The organism is Methylocystis rosea (assembly GCF_003855495.1).
Classification (GTDB): Bacteria; Pseudomonadota; Alphaproteobacteria; order Rhizobiales; family Beijerinckiaceae; genus Methylocystis; species Methylocystis rosea_A.
In genome coordinates this window covers 1712555-1729510 of record NZ_CP034086.1, presented here as the reverse complement: position 1 = coordinate 1729510, position 16956 = coordinate 1712555, and the positions used below count along the sequence as shown (strand labels likewise).

The 16956-nt window shown below is 63.6% G+C and carries 13 protein-coding genes; 8 read left to right on the top strand and 5 right to left on the bottom strand.

The genetic code is table 11. The annotated features are described in order from the left end of the window. Positions 1-56 precede the first annotated feature (56 nt). Entirely contained in the window at positions 57-431 is a 375-nt protein-coding gene (gene cpdR, locus EHO51_RS08425) for a cell cycle two-component system response regulator CpdR (RefSeq protein ID WP_124738514.1), read from the bottom strand. 179 nt (positions 432-610) lie between these two features. Here cpdR and EHO51_RS08420 point away from each other — a divergent pair, with 179 nt between their 5' ends. Then, a complete protein-coding gene (locus EHO51_RS08420; protein WP_124738513.1) occupies positions 611-1570 on the top strand; it encodes an N-formylglutamate amidohydrolase in 960 nt (319 codons plus the stop codon). Positions 1571-1603: 33 nt separating this feature from the next. After that, positions 1604-2416: a histidinol-phosphatase gene (hisN, locus tag EHO51_RS08415; protein WP_124738512.1), complete on the top strand. Its 813-nt coding sequence runs from the start codon at positions 1604-1606 to the stop codon at positions 2414-2416. On the opposite strand, the gene EHO51_RS08410 is transcribed toward hisN, so the two are convergent. From EHO51_RS08410 to EHO51_RS08395, 4 genes are all read right to left on the bottom strand, one after another. Next, positions 2413-3360 carry an alpha/beta fold hydrolase gene (locus tag EHO51_RS08410; protein WP_124738511.1) on the bottom strand — a complete coding sequence of 316 codons (948 nt, stop codon included), beginning with the start codon at positions 3358-3360 and terminating at the stop codon, positions 2413-2415. The two genes, hisN and EHO51_RS08410, sit on opposite strands and share 4 nt — an antisense overlap. Positions 3361-3438: 78 nt before the next feature. Next, entirely contained in the window at positions 3439-3987 is a 549-nt protein-coding gene (locus tag EHO51_RS08405) for a TlpA family protein disulfide reductase (protein WP_245434838.1), read from the bottom strand. A gap of 80 nt (positions 3988-4067) precedes the next feature. Further along, the gene (locus EHO51_RS08400; RefSeq protein WP_124738509.1) at positions 4068-6494 is read right to left on the bottom strand and encodes a TonB-dependent receptor; all 2427 of its coding nucleotides are present in this window, start codon (positions 6492-6494) and stop codon (positions 4068-4070) included. A gap of 60 nt (positions 6495-6554) precedes the next feature. Next, on the bottom strand, positions 6555-6947 hold the full coding sequence (locus tag EHO51_RS08395) for a DUF2946 family protein (RefSeq protein ID WP_124738508.1): 393 nt from the start codon (positions 6945-6947) through the stop codon (positions 6555-6557). A gap of 269 nt (positions 6948-7216) precedes the next feature. Between EHO51_RS08395 and EHO51_RS08390 the strand changes: the two genes are divergently transcribed. The 6 genes from EHO51_RS08390 (at position 7217) to EHO51_RS08365 (ending at position 16806) form a co-directional block, all read left to right on the top strand. Then, a complete protein-coding gene (locus EHO51_RS08390) occupies positions 7217-8377 on the top strand; it encodes a helix-turn-helix transcriptional regulator (RefSeq protein WP_124738507.1) in 1161 nt (386 codons plus the stop codon). Positions 8378-8468: 91 nt separating this feature from the next. Then, entirely contained in the window at positions 8469-8933 is a 465-nt protein-coding gene (locus tag EHO51_RS08385) for an Hsp20 family protein (protein ID WP_124738506.1), read from the top strand. A gap of 134 nt (positions 8934-9067) precedes the next feature. After that, the gene (locus EHO51_RS08380) at positions 9068-9253 is read left to right on the top strand and encodes a hypothetical protein (RefSeq protein WP_124738505.1); all 186 of its coding nucleotides are present in this window, start codon (positions 9068-9070) and stop codon (positions 9251-9253) included. Between the two features lie 210 nt (positions 9254-9463). Then, complete coding sequence (locus EHO51_RS08375) at positions 9464-9784, top strand: hypothetical protein (RefSeq protein WP_124738504.1); 321 nt, start codon at positions 9464-9466, stop codon at positions 9782-9784. Between the two features lie 984 nt (positions 9785-10768). After that, positions 10769-15463 carry a glutamate synthase large subunit gene (gene gltB, locus EHO51_RS08370; protein ID WP_124738503.1) on the top strand — a complete coding sequence of 1565 codons (4695 nt, stop codon included), beginning with the start codon at positions 10769-10771 and terminating at the stop codon, positions 15461-15463. Positions 15464-15600: 137 nt separating this feature from the next. Beyond that, complete coding sequence (locus tag EHO51_RS08365) at positions 15601-16806, top strand: GGDEF domain-containing protein (RefSeq protein ID WP_124738502.1); 1206 nt, start codon at positions 15601-15603, stop codon at positions 16804-16806. The last annotated feature ends 150 nt before the right edge of the window (positions 16807-16956 follow it).

The following is a 16956-nucleotide window of genomic DNA, read 5'->3' as shown; positions in this document are numbered from 1 at the left end:
CGTTGTGTGATCTGCATTTGCGCGATCAGGCCCAAAAGCAGCACGATCTAAAGCACTTATGCCGCAAGCATTCTGTGCACCTCGGTGACCAAATCCCGCAGATGGAACGGCTTGGAGAGGATTTTCGCCTGTCGCGGCGCGTGACTGTCGGGGTTGAGCGCCACGGCGGCGAAACCGGTGATGAACATCACCTTGATGTCGGGATCGAGCTCGGTCGCGCGGCGGGCGAGTTCGATTCCGTCCATCTCGGGCATGACGATGTCGGTCAGCAGCAGTTCGAAGGGCTCGACCCGAAGCTGATCGTAAGCGGAAAGCCCGTTGTCGAATGAGGTGACGGAAAAACCGGCCTGCTGCAAAGCCTTGACCAGGAAGCGCCGCATGTCGTTGTCGTCTTCCGCAAGCAGAATTCTCGCGGTCGGTCTATCGTTCATCGCCATCCTCGCGGGTTTTTAGCCATATCGCCCGAGCTTCGTAAATTTCAGGTGAAACCGGGGTGGCGCCGCGTTAACTTAGCGCCCACTATAGCGCGACGCACCGTCCTTTTTGAGCTGAACCGCCACGCCGGCGCTCGTCTGAAAAGGCCATCGCGGCGTGGGAATGAGAAAAACGAATGAATGACGGCATGCGCGAGTGGCGCGAAACCAATTTGACGGCGACGCCCTGCTGCGAACCGGAATTTGAACGCGCCTTCGACATCATCGAGCCGGAAGCGCTTGTTTCGCCGCTGGTCTTTTCCTCACCCCATTCGGGGCGGATTTATCCTGCGCGCTTTCTCGCCGCGACGCCGCTCGACGCGGCGACGCTGCGCCGTTCGGAAGACGCCTATGTCGACGATCTCTTCGCCTCGGCCTTATCCTTGGGAGCGCCTCTGCTGCGCGCGCGCTTTCCGCGCGCCTATCTCGATCTCAATCGCGAACCCTACGAACTCGACCCCAAGCTCTTCGACGGCGCTTTGCCGTCCTTCGCTAATACGCGCTCGCTGCGCGTCGCGGCCGGACTGGGCACGATCCCGCGCGTGGTCGCCGACGCGCGCGAGATCTATGCAAGCCGTCTCACGCTCGAGGAAGGCTTGCGGCGCATCGACAGCCTCTACAAGCCCTACCATGCGGCCTTGCGCGGCCTGATGGAGCGCGCCGCAGCGCGTTTTGGCGTCGCCGTGCTGATCGACTGCCATTCGATGCCTTCGACCGGCGCGCGCGACCCCTTGCTTTCGACGCGGGGCGACAAGCGGCGCATCGACTTTGTCATCGGCGACCGCTACGGCGCTAGCGCCTCCACCGGACTCGTCGACGTCGTCGAGGATCGGTTGCGCGGCCGCGGTTATCACGTCATGCGCAATCGGCCCTACGCGGGCGGTTTTATCACCGAGCATTACGGCAAGCCCGTCGGGGGCTGGCACGCCCTGCAGATCGAAGTGTCGCGTGGTCTTTACATGGACGAGTCTACGCTCCAGAAGAACGAGCGCTTCGACGCCGTCGCCCGCGACCTTGCTGACGTCATGGCGGTGGTGGCGCGGCACGAAGACTTGAGTGAGATTTTGGGCGGCGAGCGGCGGGCGGCGGCCGAATAGCCGGGCGCTCGACGCGCCCCGCCGGGAGCTGGCATGACCGCCGTTGATTTCGATAAGTTCGTTGAGCGCCTGGCCGACGTTTCGGCGGAAGCCATCATGCCTTTCTTCAGGACCGCGCTCGCCGCCGACGACAAGGCGCATGGCGGCGCGTTCGATCCCGTCACGGAAGCCGACCGTGCCGCAGAACTCGCCATGCGGCGGCTGATCGAGGCGACCTTCCCCGACCACGGGGTCTATGGCGAGGAATTCGGACATTTGCGCGAAAACGCCGAATATGTCTGGGTGCTCGATCCGATCGACGGCACCAAGAGCTTCATCTGCGGCCTGCCGCTGTGGGGCACGCTGATCGGCCTCACGCATCGTGGGCGCCCCTGCTATGGTCTGATGAGCCAGCCGTTCACCCGGGAGCGGTTCTTCGGCGACGGCGAGGCCGCCTATTGGCGCGGGCCGGCGCGCGGGTCGGAGGGCGCGCGCGGCGTTCTTGAGACGCGCAAGATTGCCTCGCGCCACTGTCCAAACATCGCGCAGGCGACGCTGATGACGACATCGCCGCTGCTGATCGACACGGCGCTGCGCGAGCATTTTCACCGCGTTGAGCGCGCGGCGCGGCTTTCTCGCTACGGCGGCGACTGCTACGCCTATTGCGCGCTTGCGGCCGGCCATGTCGACCTCGTCATCGAGACGAATTTACACCCTTACGACATCGTCGCGCTGATTCCGATCATCGAGGGCGCGGGGGGCGTCGTCACCAACTGGAGCGGCGGCGCGGCGGCGCTGGGCGGCGCCATCGTTGCGGCGGGCGACCCGGCGCTGCACGAACAGGCGTTGAAGCTGCTCGGCGCTTAGGAGACGCGCGCTTCGCCGGGAATGAAAGCGTCAAAGCCGCGCCAGAACTGACTGCGAAACTCGTCGCGCTCCATCATGAGTTCATGCTTGGCGCCGGGGACCATCGCGACAACGCCGCTGTCGAGATTTTGCGCGAAACGCTCGATGGCGGCATTGGCGACGATCATCTCGCGCCCGCAGCCGAACATTAGAATCGTCGCGCGAATTCTTCGGGCGTAGTCGGGCGATTCAAAGCCCCTCATGAGACGGAAGGCGGCATTGACCCAGCCGATCGTCGGATCGCCGATGGCGAGTTGCGGCGCCACCCTGAGAATCGCCGCGTTTCGTTCGAAGCGGACCCGATCGGTGGTCAGCAGATTGCCTTCGAAGGGCTTCTCGATAAAGGAGGCGCCGGTTCCGCCCGGAATGTACATGCCGCCCAGTCCGCACATGTCGAGCGTGTCAGCGAGCCAGCGCGACCCGCGCGGAAAGCGCAGATTGGCGAGATCGATCATCGGGGCGGTCAGCACGAAACGCTGGAACGGCGTTTTTCCTGCATGCGCCGCGTCCAGCAGGATGGCCGCGCCCATCGAATGGGCGAGAGCAAACCAGGGCTGCGGCCGGTCGCTCAACACCTGGGAGATGAAAACCTCCAGATCGCGCTGATATTGCGAGAAGTCGTCGATATGGCCCTTGCGCGGGTCGGCGAGCTCGCGTTCCGAGCCGGCCTGGCCACGCCAATCGAGCGCCACCACGTCGAGGCGCCGACTGCGCAACTCCTCGATCGTTTCGAAATATTTTTCGATGAATTCATTGTGGCCCTGAAACAGCGCCACCGTGCCGCGCGCACTTCCGCTGCAGGGAAATGCGGCGGCGCGCAATCGCCGGCCGTCCCGCGTCTTCAGGATGTAAACGGCGGCGCCCTCGGGGATCGGGTTGCCGGGCGACGCGACAAGTTCTCGCATGGGATCTCCTCGGCGCTTCAGAGCCGAATCTTCGCGCCAAGATAATGCATTTTGGCGACAAGGCCGAACGGCGCCGTTTCAATCGGCGCAGAAGGCGGCGAGACGTTGGGGTTCGGCGAAGTTCATTCTGCCGTCAACGAGGGCGTCAACCCGTCCGGACGCGCCGATCAGATAGTGCAGCGGGGTCACCACGCCGCCGTCGGCCGTGGCGCCGTAGAAGGCCCGCGCGCTCTTTGCTTTCGCGACATCGGTTTTCGTAGAATCGCCGACGCGAAAGATCTTCCAGGGCAGGCCGTAGCTTTTGAACTTCGCCAGATCCTTGGCGTAGTCGCTTGCGCGCGCCGAGACGAAGACGATGTTCCAGCGATCCGGGCAGGCGGCGGCGATCGCCTTGAAGCCTTTCATTTCGGCGAGACAATTCGGACACCAATATGCCCAAAGGCTCACGAGCGTCGGCCGACCGTTCGCCATCAGCGCGCGCAGATCGAGCGGCGCGCCATTTGCGCCCACGAGATCGACCTCGCCCAGGGAGGCTTTCATCTCCTCCTCGGTGACAGCGCGCGGCGCGTTCGTCCCGATGATCTCGGCGTGCGCCGATGCAAGCGAAGCGCAGAGCAAAAGGGTCACAAGGAGAGATCGCCGCATCATAATCGTCCAAAGGAAAGGCGGCGCAAGAGCGCGCCGCCTTTCAAAATAGAGCGTCCCGGTCAGAACCTCACGGTCAGCCCGGCATAAAAGTTCCGACCCATGCCGGGCACCTGACGCACGCTCGCAAGACCCGCATTGCGTCCGAAGAGGAACGCATTGCGCGAATAGTTCGTCAAGTCGAACCCGCCAAGCGGCAGCGAGTAGAGCGCATCGGTGACATTGTCGACGCCAAGGTCGATGCGCATATTGCTCCAGTCATAGGCGGCGCGGAGATTGAGCAGCGCATATGCCGGGGTCGTGAACTCGCCCTTGTTCGCCGACACGTGATCCTTGGGCGCGACGAGTTGCGTTTCAGCGGCCATGCTCAACCCGCCGATCTGGTGCTCGAGCGCAATGCGCGCATTGGCCGGCATCAGGTTCCATAGACCGTCGCCCTTCTTGATCAAGAACGACGCGACGGAGCACAAGCCATTGCCCGGCGGACAATACTGCGGATTGCCGATGTCGAGATTTCGTCCATAGACGAAACTGACGACGCCCACCGCCTGCAGCCTGCCGTATTCGGGCGATTCATGCAGCTTCACTCTGCCCGAGCCGTCGACGCCATAGAGCTCCGCATTGAAATTGCGGAACTGCATGATCTGGAAAATATAGGAATTCGCCACCGGGAACGTGTTGAAGGTCCCGCCGGTTCTGGCGCCGTCGATGTAATTCTCGACATAGGTGTAGAAAGGCGAAATCCGCGCTTCCCAGTCGTTTGCGCCGGACATGTCGCGCCAAGCGCCGGTGAATGCGACATTGTGCGCCACTTCCGGCTTCAGATTGAGGTTGCCGGTATACCCATTGCCGTCGCCGAACCAGTTGAACATCGCCGTGAACGGGCCGGCGACCGGCCAGGTGTAGCGTTCATAGAGATTGGGCGAGCGCGTCTTGCGCGAATAGCCGAACTCGTAAAGGCTGCCAGGTTCCGGCTCATAGCGCGCCAGAGCGGTCATGTCGAAATTGATGTCGGTGCGCGCGCGATTTTGCGCGTTGAAGATATTGACCGCCAAATTATTCGCGCGTGCGATCAGGGGCGAGTTGGGGAAGATAAAGGGCGTGTAGCTCTGACCAGGACCAGTGTCCATCCAGACGATGTCGTTGCGCACGCCAATCAGGCTGGACCACTGAGTCGTCCAGCGGCGCTCCCACTCGGCATACGTGCCAAACCGGTTGCGCTGGCCGCCGTTGATGTTCACATTCGCGAAGGGCCGGCTCAAACTGCCGGGCGGCGTGGCGAACCCCTGCGTAAAACCGGTGGGGTCGGAAGGCCAGTAGTCCTGCAGTCGATAGCCATGGAACTCATTGCCGATGCGGAAGAGATCCTGATCGCTGTAAGGAATTTCCGCTTTTACCGAATAGCCGAAGTCGCGACCGAGCGCGATCATCGGGTGATTGAGCCAGAATCTGTCCTCCAGGAATCCCATCTTGTGGAAGACCTGATGCCAGTAGGCGCGCGCCTCCAGCGTGCCCCATTCGAAGGCGCCCTTGTAGAGAGCGTCCAGCGAATAGGATCGATTGCGCGTCATGTCCATGCGCTGGTTCGGAAAGCCCTGGTAGGGGATGTTCTGGTAGGCGCCGCGGAAGGTGAACAGATGCCCTTCGTTCTGGTAGCCGAGCGTGACGGCGTGGTTCTCGGACATGAAGCTCGTTGAGAGAACTTTGTCGCCGTTGCCGCCGGCGTGATAATTCGTCGCCCGCTGCCAGGACCCGTTGTAGAGAAGGCTCCAATGGTCGTTGGCCATGTTGATATTCGCGGAAACGCCGACGCCGTTGTTGTTGCCGCGGAAGAACGCGGAAACCGTTCCCGTCGCCAGCACTTCGTTGTTCGGGCCAAATCGCAGCGTCCCGGGAACCGGCAGCGGCAGATAGGGCACAGGCGGGTAGGGACTTGCGGCGAGGATCGGCGACACCGGCGCGCCGCCCGGACCGACGACCCCCGGCGCGATGACGGGCGTCGCAAAGACCGGCGATTTCGGGGTGACCAGAATAGAGCCGCCGATCGAATCGCCGCCTTTGCTGACGGACGAGACCGCGGTCACGACTTCAACGCGGCCGATCGTGTTCGGATCGGTGTAGCTCAATGGCGAATTCATGTGATTGGCGCAGGAGGACGTGGCCTGCACGCCGCCGACGACAATCTTCAGGCGATCGTCGGCGAGGCCACGGATCGCCGGGAGGCCGGAAACGCCGCCGCCTGTCTGAACGCTCACGCCCGGCTGATGCTCGAGAAGCTTCGCGGTGTCCGTTTCGGGTGGCTTTTCCTCCACGATTTCTTTTTGTGTGACGACCGTCTCGTTGGCCTTATCCAGCGGCGGCGTCGTTGGCGTCCCCTGCGCGGCGCCGACGACGATTTGCGGAAGAGAGACTTGGGCCTTGGCGGTCGCAAGCGAGGCCAGGATCAACGCGCAAGCGCTTGCGCCGCGTAGTAGGGCGGGACGGTACATTGGATGAGATCTCCTGATCCGCCGGCGAACGGCGGTTGAAACGGTGCGTGTTTTGTTTCGTCAGGAGAGCGCGGGAGGCGCGCGCGAGCGCGTTTCGCCGGGCCGGCGTCGCTCGCGCGGTTCGAAAGGCCAGGAGTCGAAAAAGACAAGGGCGGTCGGCGGCTGTTCGAGCCGCGCGATCGGCGGCTTTTCGGAAAGGATCGGCGCCGCGGCAATCTGGCAGGCGCCGCAGTGCGCGTGCCAGCCATGCGCTGGCGCGCCCCTCGGCGCCGTCTCGTCCGCGGCGGCGTGACTCGTGACGCAGAACTCTTGCGTCGCCGACAGGGCCGCATGCGGCGCGATCGTCGCCTGCAACAATGCTGAAACGACGAAAAGCGTCGCAGCAAGAAAGGCGCGCAGGCCTTTCCGCCTTGCGTTCGTCTTTGCTCTCGTCGTTGAAGCCGAAGTCGCCATGCCGCCGCGCCGATTCATTTCGTGCAACTTAGCCGTTACGTTTTCTTCCGTTTCCCCCCGATCGGGAGGGTGACGCTCGACGTTTGCGTAAATTCTTGTCCTTGTTGCAGTTGCGCAACACAATCGCTAAGCTGCGATCGATTGACGCCCTGGTGTTTCTACAGGTTCTTCTAGGACTCCAGGGCAGTGTGACGTTTCGCTGCGCGGCAAGCGCCATCGTGAAGACCGGCTTTGCGAAGGTGTGGCGGGAGGTCGCACCGGGTGAAGATATGACCTTGACGAAAGATGCGGATGCGCGCGTCATCGTGGCGATCAAAGCCGCGGGCGCCGACGCGCAGCACTGGCCCGATACGCTCGACGAGATTGCGCGTTTGCTGGATGCGCGCTTTGCAGCGCTGCTGTTCGAAGACCGTTGTTCGGCGCTGTTGGAGCTCAAGCATTCGACACGCGCCGAGAAAGCGTGGATCGTCGAATATCTGCGCAATCATCGCAAACTCGATCCGGTCAAGGCGCGCGTCCTGGCCGAGATTGGCGTCGGTCGGGCGTTCTCGTCGGAAGACTTCGTCTCCCTGGAAGAGCTTCATCAAAGCGGCGCCTACCAGCGCTGGATGGCGCCCTTCGGCCTGGCCGATATGATCGCCGGCGTCATTCATCGCTCCGAGACGGGCGTCTGCCTATTCGTCGCCTTTCGCGATGAGGCCGCAGGTCCCGTCGACATCGAGGCGAAGAGGCGCCTTGACGCGCTTCTGCCGCATCTCGCGAAGGCCATTGCGCGGCATAAGCCGGCGTCTGACACATCGGCTCTCGTCGAGCTGTTCGAGGAGCTGACGTCGCCCGTGCTTGTCGTCGACAACAGGATGCGCGTCGTCCATAGGAATCGCAGCGCGGACGAGATGCTCGGCGAAGGCGACGCGCTGGCGATCTTTGGCAATACGCTGACGGTGCGCGATCCGCACGCCAAGGAGGCTTTGGAGCATGCGCTCGCCCAGATCGGCGGCGCTGATGCGGAAGCCTTCGCGATCATGGTAAAACGCGGCGAGTCGCGCTGCTGCGTGATGCATGTGCTGCCGCTGTCCAAGGGACTGTCGGCATTGTTCATGCGCAGGCTCGCGCTCAACTCCAGCGAAAGTGGAGCAGTCGCCGCGGGCGTGTTCGGCCTCACCGCCCGCGAGAGTTCGGTGCTGCTCGCCATCGCCGAAGTGGGCGGCGTCCCGGCCACCGCGCGCGCGCTTGGTCTGAGCGAAGGAACTGTCAAAGGTTATCTGAAAAGCATTTTCCAGAAGACCGGCGCGACCCGCCAGGCGGATCTGGTCAAGCTCGTGCTTGCTCTGGAATCCCCCTTCCGCGCGCCGGAGCGCCATCCGCTGCCGACGGAGACGCTGTTATCCGCTTCGCCGGCGCCTCTTGAACGACGCCGCAGCGCTTCTTAAATCGTTGCCAGCGCGGGCCGTAACGGACGCGCTAAGAGGCGCGGCGCGATAACGCTAGCGCGCCGCATGTCGCTCAACTGGAGGATATGTCATGCGTCAGTTCGATCTCTCTCCGCTGTACCGCCAGACCGTCGGCTTCGACCGTCTGTTCAACCTGCTTGATCAGGCCAGCGGTTTCGAGACGTCCCAAAGCTACCCGCCTTACAATATCGAGCGCACGGGCGAGAACGCCTATCGCGTGACCCTCGCGGTCGCGGGCTTCTCGCGCGAGGAACTGTCCGTCGAGACCAAGGAAAACACGCTGTCGGTCAAAGGCTCGAAAGAGCCGGCGCAGCCTTCCGACGGTCGCGCGGTCCTGCATCAGGGCATCGCCGCGCGGGCCTTTGAGCGCAGGTTCCAGCTTGCCGACCATGTGGTCGTCACGGGCGCCAGCCTCGTCAACGGCTTGCTTCACGTCGATCTCGTGCGCGAGATTCCGGAGGCGCAGAAGCCACGCCGCATTGACATCGGCGTGACGACGCCGTCCGCGACCATCGTCGAGTCAAAGGCTGCGTAACGGCGAAAGTTCTGAAGTGAAAATGCGAGAGGCGCCCTTTTGGGCGCCTCTTTTGTTATCCGCCGGCTTTTGGCTTTGCGGCGCTGTCGGGCGTCTTCGCCGTCGCTGAACCTGTAGGGGCGGAAGCCGGCGGCGTGGACGCCGTCGGGGTCACGACAGTCGCGCCGCTCGCGCCTGACGGCGGGACGATCGCCCGGCGCGAGGAGCCTCCTGCGGCGCGCGCGGCCGCTGCGCGCTTCGCAGGCGCTGACGCGCTTTGCGCCGGAGCGGCGGGCGTTTCGGCGGTCTGCTCCGCTGGAGGCGCGGCGCTTAGCGCATGATTAGCCGAGACCGGCGCCGGCTTGCCGGCGGGCGTTTCCTCGGCGGCCTGCGCCGAAGGAGCCGCGCCAGAGTCTGGCGACTTTTCAGCAGAGGCAGGCGCCGGCTTAGCTGAGCTTTCCGTGGTTGGCTGCGAGCCCTGGGCCGCTTGCGCCGGCGCAGGGACGCTGGCTTCGTCAGACTTCGGCTCTCGCGGAGCTGAATTCGCCGGCTTGTCCCCAGCCGTCTTATCGGCTGTCGCCGCCGGAGGCGTAGCCGTTAAATCGGAGCTCTTCTGTTCCGGGCTTGGCGCGGGCGGCGTCTCAGCGCCCGACGCGGACGGCGTCCTGGCGCTAGCGTTGGACTGGGGCTCCTGCGACCGGGCTGCGGACGGCTCAGTCTTTGGCGCAGTCTTCGGCTCGGTCGACGTGGCCGCGGCCGGCGCCGGAGCAGGGGAGGCGGCAGGCGCGATTGCTATCGGTGCCGGGGAGGACGCCTCGGGCTTTGTCGTCGGGGCGATTGCGCGCGAACTCTTCGACGCGGCGCTTTTCTGAGCCGCCCGAGCGCGCTGGCTGTTCGGCACCTTATCCGCCAAAGCTGCGCCGCCGGGATGCTCGCGTCCGCGATCCGCGGCAGGGCCAACCGCCGGGGAACCGCCGGCGCCCGGGGGCGGGTACGGAGCTCCGCCACTCGACGGGGGAGAACCATAAGCGTCGCCGCCAGCTGGACCGTAATCGCCGCCGTAGCGCGGTCCCCGGTCATACATCGGGGGAGGTCCGAGTCTCACCGCGCGCAAGATGCGGCCCTCATAGGGGTCGATGATGAAGCGCATGTCGCCTTCCCGGCGACTGACGCCGGTGGCGACGATCTGTTCGCCGCGACGGCCGAGCGGCCCAACCAGTCGATAGCCCTCTCGTCCAAGAATCGAGGCGACGGCCCGTCGGGACGCGAAACCTGGCTCTTCTGGGGGAATTTGCTGGCGGTAGCTGTAGGCGAACGGCCGAAAGAAAAACTGCGCGCAGGCGTGCTGCGGAACGGCGGCGCTTGCCGCCAGCGCCAACGCAAACGGCAAAACCGCTTTCCCCTTGAATGACCGCATTGTTTCTTCCCTGTCCAGCCCTCTCGGCGGCGCGGATGCTCTGACAACATTGCGGCGAGCGTTGGACCGGCGAGCGCCGAAAGCCCAAGCGATTGCTTGTCACTTCAACGCAAATCTGGCACTAAGTTAGCCCGCAGATATGTCAGCCTTGCTGACCTTAAGGCGGCGCGCGCTCTTGGAAGCTCGTTTCATTTTATGGTCGCCGCTCGACACGCGCCGCGGCCAACGTAAATGAGAGGACTCGCACGGGTGGGCTCCCTTGCCTTGCGCCTGTCGCGACGAGGACGAGGGATTCGCAACCGACGTTGCGAATCTGCGTGCGGGGAATGCGAGAGTCGGCTGTGACGATTTCGGTCACGCCTATGACAGTTTTGTGGTTCGATGAGCGGGCGGGAGGGGCGCAGGAAAAGGCGCGCTGTCCTGTCGAGGAGACGCCGAAATGACGAAAGCCGCCGAGCACTTCGCTGAAGCCGGACCGCAGCCGCTCGGCCGCGACCCCGCTCTTCCGCAGGCGCAAGGGCTTTATGACCCCGCCAAGGAGCACGATTCCTGCGGGGTGGGCTTCGTCGCCAACATGCGCAACGAGAAGTCGCACGCCATCGTCGAGATGGGCTTGCAGATATTGCTCAATCTCGATCACCGGGGCGCCGTCGGCGCTGATCCCAAGCTCGGCGACGGCTGCGGCATCCTGCTTCAGATCCCCCATGAGTTCTTCAAAGCGGAATGCGCGAAGCTCGGCATAGAGCTTCCCGCCGCCGGCGATTACGCCATCGGGCAGTTTTTCCTGCCGCGCGATCCAGAAACGCGCGCATGCGCGCGCGGCATCATCGATAAGTCGATCGAAGAAGAGGGGCTCGTCGTTCTCGGCTGGCGCGATCTGCCCGTCGATTCGAGCGATCTCGGCGAGGCGGTAAAGGCCGTCGAGCCGCATCACACGCAAATCTTCATCGGGCGGGGGCCGAACGTCGCTGACGCCGACATCTTTGAGCGGCGCATCTATCTTGCGCGCAAAGCGGCCTCGAACGAAATTTACCGGCTCGGCAACGGCGGACGGGAGTTTTACGCCGTTTCGGTTTCGTCGCGCACCATCGTCTACAAGGGCATGGTGCTCGTCTCGCAGCTCGGCGAATATTTCCTCGATCTCAAGGACGAGCGTTTTATTTCGGCGCTGGCGCTTGTGCATCAGCGCTTCGCGACGAACACCTTCCCCTCCTGGCGGCTTGCGCATCCCTATCGCTTCGTCGCGCATAACGGCGAAATCAACACGCTGCGCGGCAATCTGAACTGGATGGCGGCGCGCCAGGCGTCAGTCTCCTCGCCGCTGTTTGGCGACGGGATCAGCAAGCTGTGGCCGATCTCCTATGAGGGCCAATCCGACACCGCCTGTTTCGACAATGCGCTCGAATTCCTTGTGCGCGGCGGCTATTCGCTCGCGCATGCGGTGATGATGCTGATTCCGGAGGCGTGGGCCGGCAATCCGCTGATGGACGCCGACCGCAAGGCTTTCTACGAGCATCACGCGGCGCTCATGGAGCCGTGGGACGGTCCCGCCGCCATGGCCTTCACCGACGGACTCCAGATCGGCGCGACGCTCGATCGCAACGGGCTGCGGCCTGCGCGCTATCTCGTCACCGACGACGGTCTCGTCGTCATGGCTTCGGAAATGGGCGTGTTGCCGATTCCCGAAGAGAAGATCGTGACCAAGTGGCGACTCCAGCCCGGCAAGATGCTGCTAGTCGATCTGGAGCAGGGACGCATCATTTCCGACGACGAGATCAAGAAGGCGCTGTCAAACTCTCATCCTTACAAGGAGTGGCTGGCGCGCACGCAAATTCAGCTCGAGGATTTGAAGCCCGTCGAAACGCGTCCTGCGCGATGGGACGTGTCGATGCTCGACCGTCAGCAGGCCTTCGGCTACACGCAGGAAGATCTCGATCTGTTGCTTTTCCCGATGGCCGTCACCGGCCAGGAGGCGATCGGCTCCATGGGCACGGACACGCCCGTGTCGGCGCTCTCCGACAAGGAGAAGCTGCTCTACACCTATTTCAAGCAGAACTTCGCGCAGGTGACCAATCCGCCGATCGATCCGATCCGCGAAGAGCTGGTCATGAGCCTTGTGTCCTTCATCGGGCCGCGGCCCAACATCCTCGACCACGAAGGCTCGGCGAACACAAAGCGCCTCGAAGTGCGCCAGCCGATCCTGACGAGCGAGGATCTCGAAAAGATCCGCTGGATCGGCACGGTCGAGGATAGTTTCGACACCAAGACGATCGACGTGACTTACGACGCCGCAAAGGGCGCCGAAGGCATGCACGCGGCGATCAAGCGGCTATGTCAACGCGCCGAGGAGGCGGTCAGCGGCCGCTACAACATCATTATCCTCTCGGACCGCATGGTCGGTCCGGACCGCATTCCCATCCCGGCGCTGCTCGCGACCGCGGCGGTGCATCATCACCTGATCCGCAGGGGATTGCGCACCTCCGTCGGACTCGTCCTCGAGACCGGCGAGGCGCGCGAGGTGCATCATTTCTGCTGCCTCGCGGGCTACGGCGCCGAGGCGATCAACCCTTATCTCGCCTTTGAGACGCTCATCGCCTCCGCTGAGGAGTTTCCCTCCGACGTCGACGGTCCGACCGCCGTCAAGCGCTTCATCAAGGCGGTCGACAAGGGTATTCTCAAGGTGATGTCCAAGATGGGCATCTCCACGTATCAGTCGTATTGCGGCGCGCAGATCTTCGACGCCGTCGGTCTTGCGCAAAGCTTTATCGACGAATTCTTCACCGGCACGACGACGCGCATCGAAGGCGTCGGGCTCGAAGAAATCGCGCGCGAGACCGTGCGTCGCCACCGCCTCGCGTTCAGCGACGCGCCCGTCTACAAGGAGGCGCTCGACGTCGGCGGCGATTACGCCTACCGCATCAGAGGCGAAGCGCACAGCTGGACGCCGCAAACCGTGTCGCTGCTGCAGCATGCGGTGCGCGGCAATGCGCAGGACAAATATCGCGCTTTCGCTAAACTGCTGAATGAGCAGGACGAGAAGCTACTCAATCTGCGCGGTCTGTTCCGCGTCAAAGGCGCCGAGGAGGACGGTCGGAAGCCGATTCCGCTCGAAGAGGTCGAGCCCGCAAACGAGATCGTCAAGCGCTTCTCGACGGGCGCCATGTCGTTTGGCTCCATCTCGCGCGAAGCGCATACGACGCTCGCCATCGCCATGAATCGCATCGGCGGCAGATCGAACACCGGCGAGGGCGGCGAGGAGGCGGATCGATTCAAGCCGCTGCCGAACGGCGATTCGATGCGCAGCGCCATCAAGCAGGTGGCGTCCGGCCGCTTCGGCGTGACGACGGAATATCTCGTCAACGCCGACATGATCCAGATCAAGATGGCGCAGGGCGCGAAACCCGGCGAAGGCGGCCAGCTGCCCGGCGACAAGGTCGACGCAGTCATCGCCAAGGTGCGCCATTCGACGCCCGGCGTCGGCCTGATCTCGCCGCCGCCGCATCATGACATCTATTCGATCGAGGATTTGGCGCAGCTCATCTTCGACTTGAAGAACGCCAATCCGCGCGCCGCCGTGTCGGTGAAGCTCGTTTCGGAAGTCGGCGTCGGCACGGTCGCCGCCGGCGTCTCCAAGGGCCGCGCCGATCATGTGACGATCTCCGGTTTCGAGGGCGGCACCGGCGCTTCCCCGCTGACGTCGATCAAGCACGCGGGGTCGCCGTGGGAAATCGGGCTCGCCGAAACGCATCAGACGCTCGTGCTGAACAATCTGCGTTCGCGCATCGCCGTGCAGGTCGACGGCGGCTTGCGCACCGGCCGCGACGTCGTGATTGGCGCGCTGCTCGGCGCCGACGAGTTCGGCTTCGCGACGGCGCCGCTCATCGCGGCGGGCTGCATCATGATGCGCAAGTGCCATCTCAACACGTGCCCGGTCGGCGTGGCGACTCAGGACCCCGTTCTGCGCAAGCGCTTCGTCGGCTTGCCGGAACACGTGATCAACTTCTTCTTCTTCGTCGCCGAAGAGGCGCGCGAACTCATGGCCTCCATGGGGTATCGCAACTTCGACGAAATGATTGGGCAGATGCAAATGCTCGATAAGGAGAAGGCGATTGCGCACTGGAAGGCGCGCGGTCTCGATTTCTCCAAGCTGTTTTTCAAGCCGCAGGGAGAAGGCGGCGCGATCCGTCACAGCAAGACGCAGGATCACGGCCTGGATAAGGTCCTCGACAACAAGCTCATCGCCGAGGCGCGCGCGGCGCTCGATCGCGGCGCGAAGGTTTCCATTGAAACGCCGATCCGCAACGTCGATCGCGCCACGGGCGCGATGCTGTCCGGCGAGGTCGCGCGCATCTATGGCCATGCGGGACTGCCCGAGGACACGATCGACATTCGCGCGACGGGCACGGCGGGCCAGAGCTTTGGGGCGTTCGTCGCGCGCGGCGTGACGCTGCGTCTGGAAGGCGAAGCCAACGATTATGTGGGCAAGGGGCTCTCGGGCGGCAAGCTGATCATCTATCCCTCGCGCGACGCCGCGCAGATCGATCCCTCAAATTCGATCATTGTCGGCAACACCGTTCTCTATGGCGCCATCGCCGGCGAATGCTATTTCCGCGGCGTCGCCGGCGAGCGCTTCGCCGTGAGAAATTCTGGCGCGCTCGCCGTCGTCGAGGGCGTTGGCGATCATGGCTGCGAATATATGACAGGCGGCGTCGTCGTGGTCCTTGGACAGACCGGGCGCAACTTCGCGGCCGGCATGTCGGGCGGCATCGCCTATGTTTTGGACGAGGATGACGCGTTCTCGACGCGTTGCAATCTGGCGATGGTCGACCTCGAGCCGGTGCGCGACGAGGAGGCCGTCATGACCGAGACCTATCACCAGTCCGGCGATCTGGAGGGCCATGGCCGAGTCGACGTGATGAGCGACATGACGCGCTTTGACGCCGAGCGGCTTCGGCAGCTGATCGCCAATCACCTGCGCTACACCGGCTCGACGCGGGCGCGCGACATTCTGGCGGATTGGCCAAATTACATGGGCAAGTTCCGGAAGGTGATGCCGGTCGAGTATCGGCGCGCGCTCAATGAACTCAACGCGCGCAAAAAGCAGCCGCAGCAGCTTAAAGCTGCGGGCGAGTGATTTGGGCTACTGACGAGCGGCATGCTTGAACGTAGCCTTAGCCTTTGCCTTTGTCGGCGGTGATTGTTAAAGAGAGGGAGTCGGGCTAACCTGCTTTAAACTCGGCGGTTTTTCCTTGACGGCGGCCAGGAAGCCTGATGCGAGAGGACTCTAGAGTTTACAGCTTGCCGCGCTGGCCCGCGATGCGCTGGCTTGTGAACCCGGGGCATGGCGCGAGTCGCGACATCCAAATGGCGTTGATTGGCGGGTTGTTCGGAACCCTGCCCGTCTTCTTTGGCGGCGTCATCAATACGATTATCGTGTCGGGAGCGATTGCGGCGCGCGAACAGACGCTCCCTTTCGTCGCTTGGTTCGTCTTTGAAATCGTGCTCGGAGTCGTGCGTCTGATCGTACTGAGCGTCTCGCGCCGCGACGCCCTCGCGCATCGCCAGACGCCGACCGATGTCTATCTCCTGCTTCAGCTTTTCTGGAGCAGCGGCGTCGGCTACGGCGCTTTTATAAGCCTCGCGAGCGGCGACTGGGTGTCCGCGACGCTCGCTTGTCTGTCTGGGACCGCCATGGTCGGCGGCATCGGATTTCGCAATTTTGGCGCGCCGCGTCTCGCCGGCGCAATGATCCTGACGAGCCTCGGCCCGTTTCTGCCGGGCGCGGCCCTCTCTGGGGAGCCGTTGCTATATCTCGTGTTTCTTCAGATTCCGTTCTATCTCGCCGCCATGATCGCGGCCGCCTACAGCCTGAACAAAATGCTCATTGCGACGATGCAGGCCGAACGCGCGAACGACCATCGCGCCAAGCATGATGCGCTCACCGGCCTGTCGAACCGCGTCGGACTCGCCGCCGCCGTCGACGCGAATCTGAATGACGCGCCGACGCACGGCGGCGATTTGGCCGTCCTTTTTCTTGATCTCGACAACTTCAAAGCGGTCAACGACACGTACGGACACGCCGCCGGAGACAGGCTGCTCAAATCGGTGGCGGAGCGGCTCCGCCAGTCTTTGCGCGCGACCGACGTGGCGGCGCGGATTGGCGGCGATGAATTCGTGGTGCTCGCCAGGAGTTTGACGAGCGAGCAGGCGGCGGAGCTGAGTCACCGGCTGACGAATTCCATATCAGCGCCGTATGACCTCGGCGACGGCGTTCAAGCGACGATCGGAGTCAGCGTCGGCATAGCGCTGGTGCCGGAACATGGGGCGGACGCCGAGGCGCTTCTCGCGGTGGCCGACGAAGCGCTTTACGAGGCGAAGGCTCAGCGGCAGGTGAAATTGCTGCACACCCTCGTCAAGGAGGATCAGTCTCGCCGCATCGCGCCGGCGGCGCGCGGCATGAGCCCCAGCACTCGATAGCGCATGCTGGGCGACGGTCAGCTCATAAGGCCGTAGCTTCGCGGCTTGACGGCGACCCCTCGAAAGCGTTTAGAAAACATCCAAGATTGCGGCAGCTCAGGGCGCTAGGGAAAGCATTTCCGCGCGAGACTGCCGCGCCGATGAGATATG

Coding starts and splice junctions, on each gene's coding strand:
- EHO51_RS08390 (WP_124738507.1), top strand. CDS start 7,217: ATGACCTTGACGAAAGATGCGGATGCGCGCGTCATCGTGGCGATCAAA.
- EHO51_RS08385 (WP_124738506.1), top strand. CDS start 8,469: ATGCGTCAGTTCGATCTCTCTCCGCTGTACCGCCAGACCGTCGGCTTC.
- EHO51_RS08420 (WP_124738513.1), top strand. CDS start 611: ATGAATGACGGCATGCGCGAGTGGCGCGAAACCAATTTGACGGCGACG.
- gltB (WP_124738503.1), top strand. CDS start 10,769: ATGACGAAAGCCGCCGAGCACTTCGCTGAAGCCGGACCGCAGCCGCTC.
- EHO51_RS08400 (WP_124738509.1), bottom strand. CDS start 6,494: ATGTACCGTCCCGCCCTACTACGCGGCGCAAGCGCTTGCGCGTTGATC.
- EHO51_RS08395 (WP_124738508.1), bottom strand. CDS start 6,947: ATGGCGACTTCGGCTTCAACGACGAGAGCAAAGACGAACGCAAGGCGG.
- cpdR (WP_124738514.1), bottom strand. CDS start 431: ATGAACGATAGACCGACCGCGAGAATTCTGCTTGCGGAAGACGACAAC.
- EHO51_RS08410 (WP_124738511.1), bottom strand. CDS start 3,360: ATGCGAGAACTTGTCGCGTCGCCCGGCAACCCGATCCCCGAGGGCGCC.
- hisN (WP_124738512.1), top strand. CDS start 1,604: ATGACCGCCGTTGATTTCGATAAGTTCGTTGAGCGCCTGGCCGACGTT.
- EHO51_RS08365 (WP_124738502.1), top strand. CDS start 15,601: ATGCGAGAGGACTCTAGAGTTTACAGCTTGCCGCGCTGGCCCGCGATG.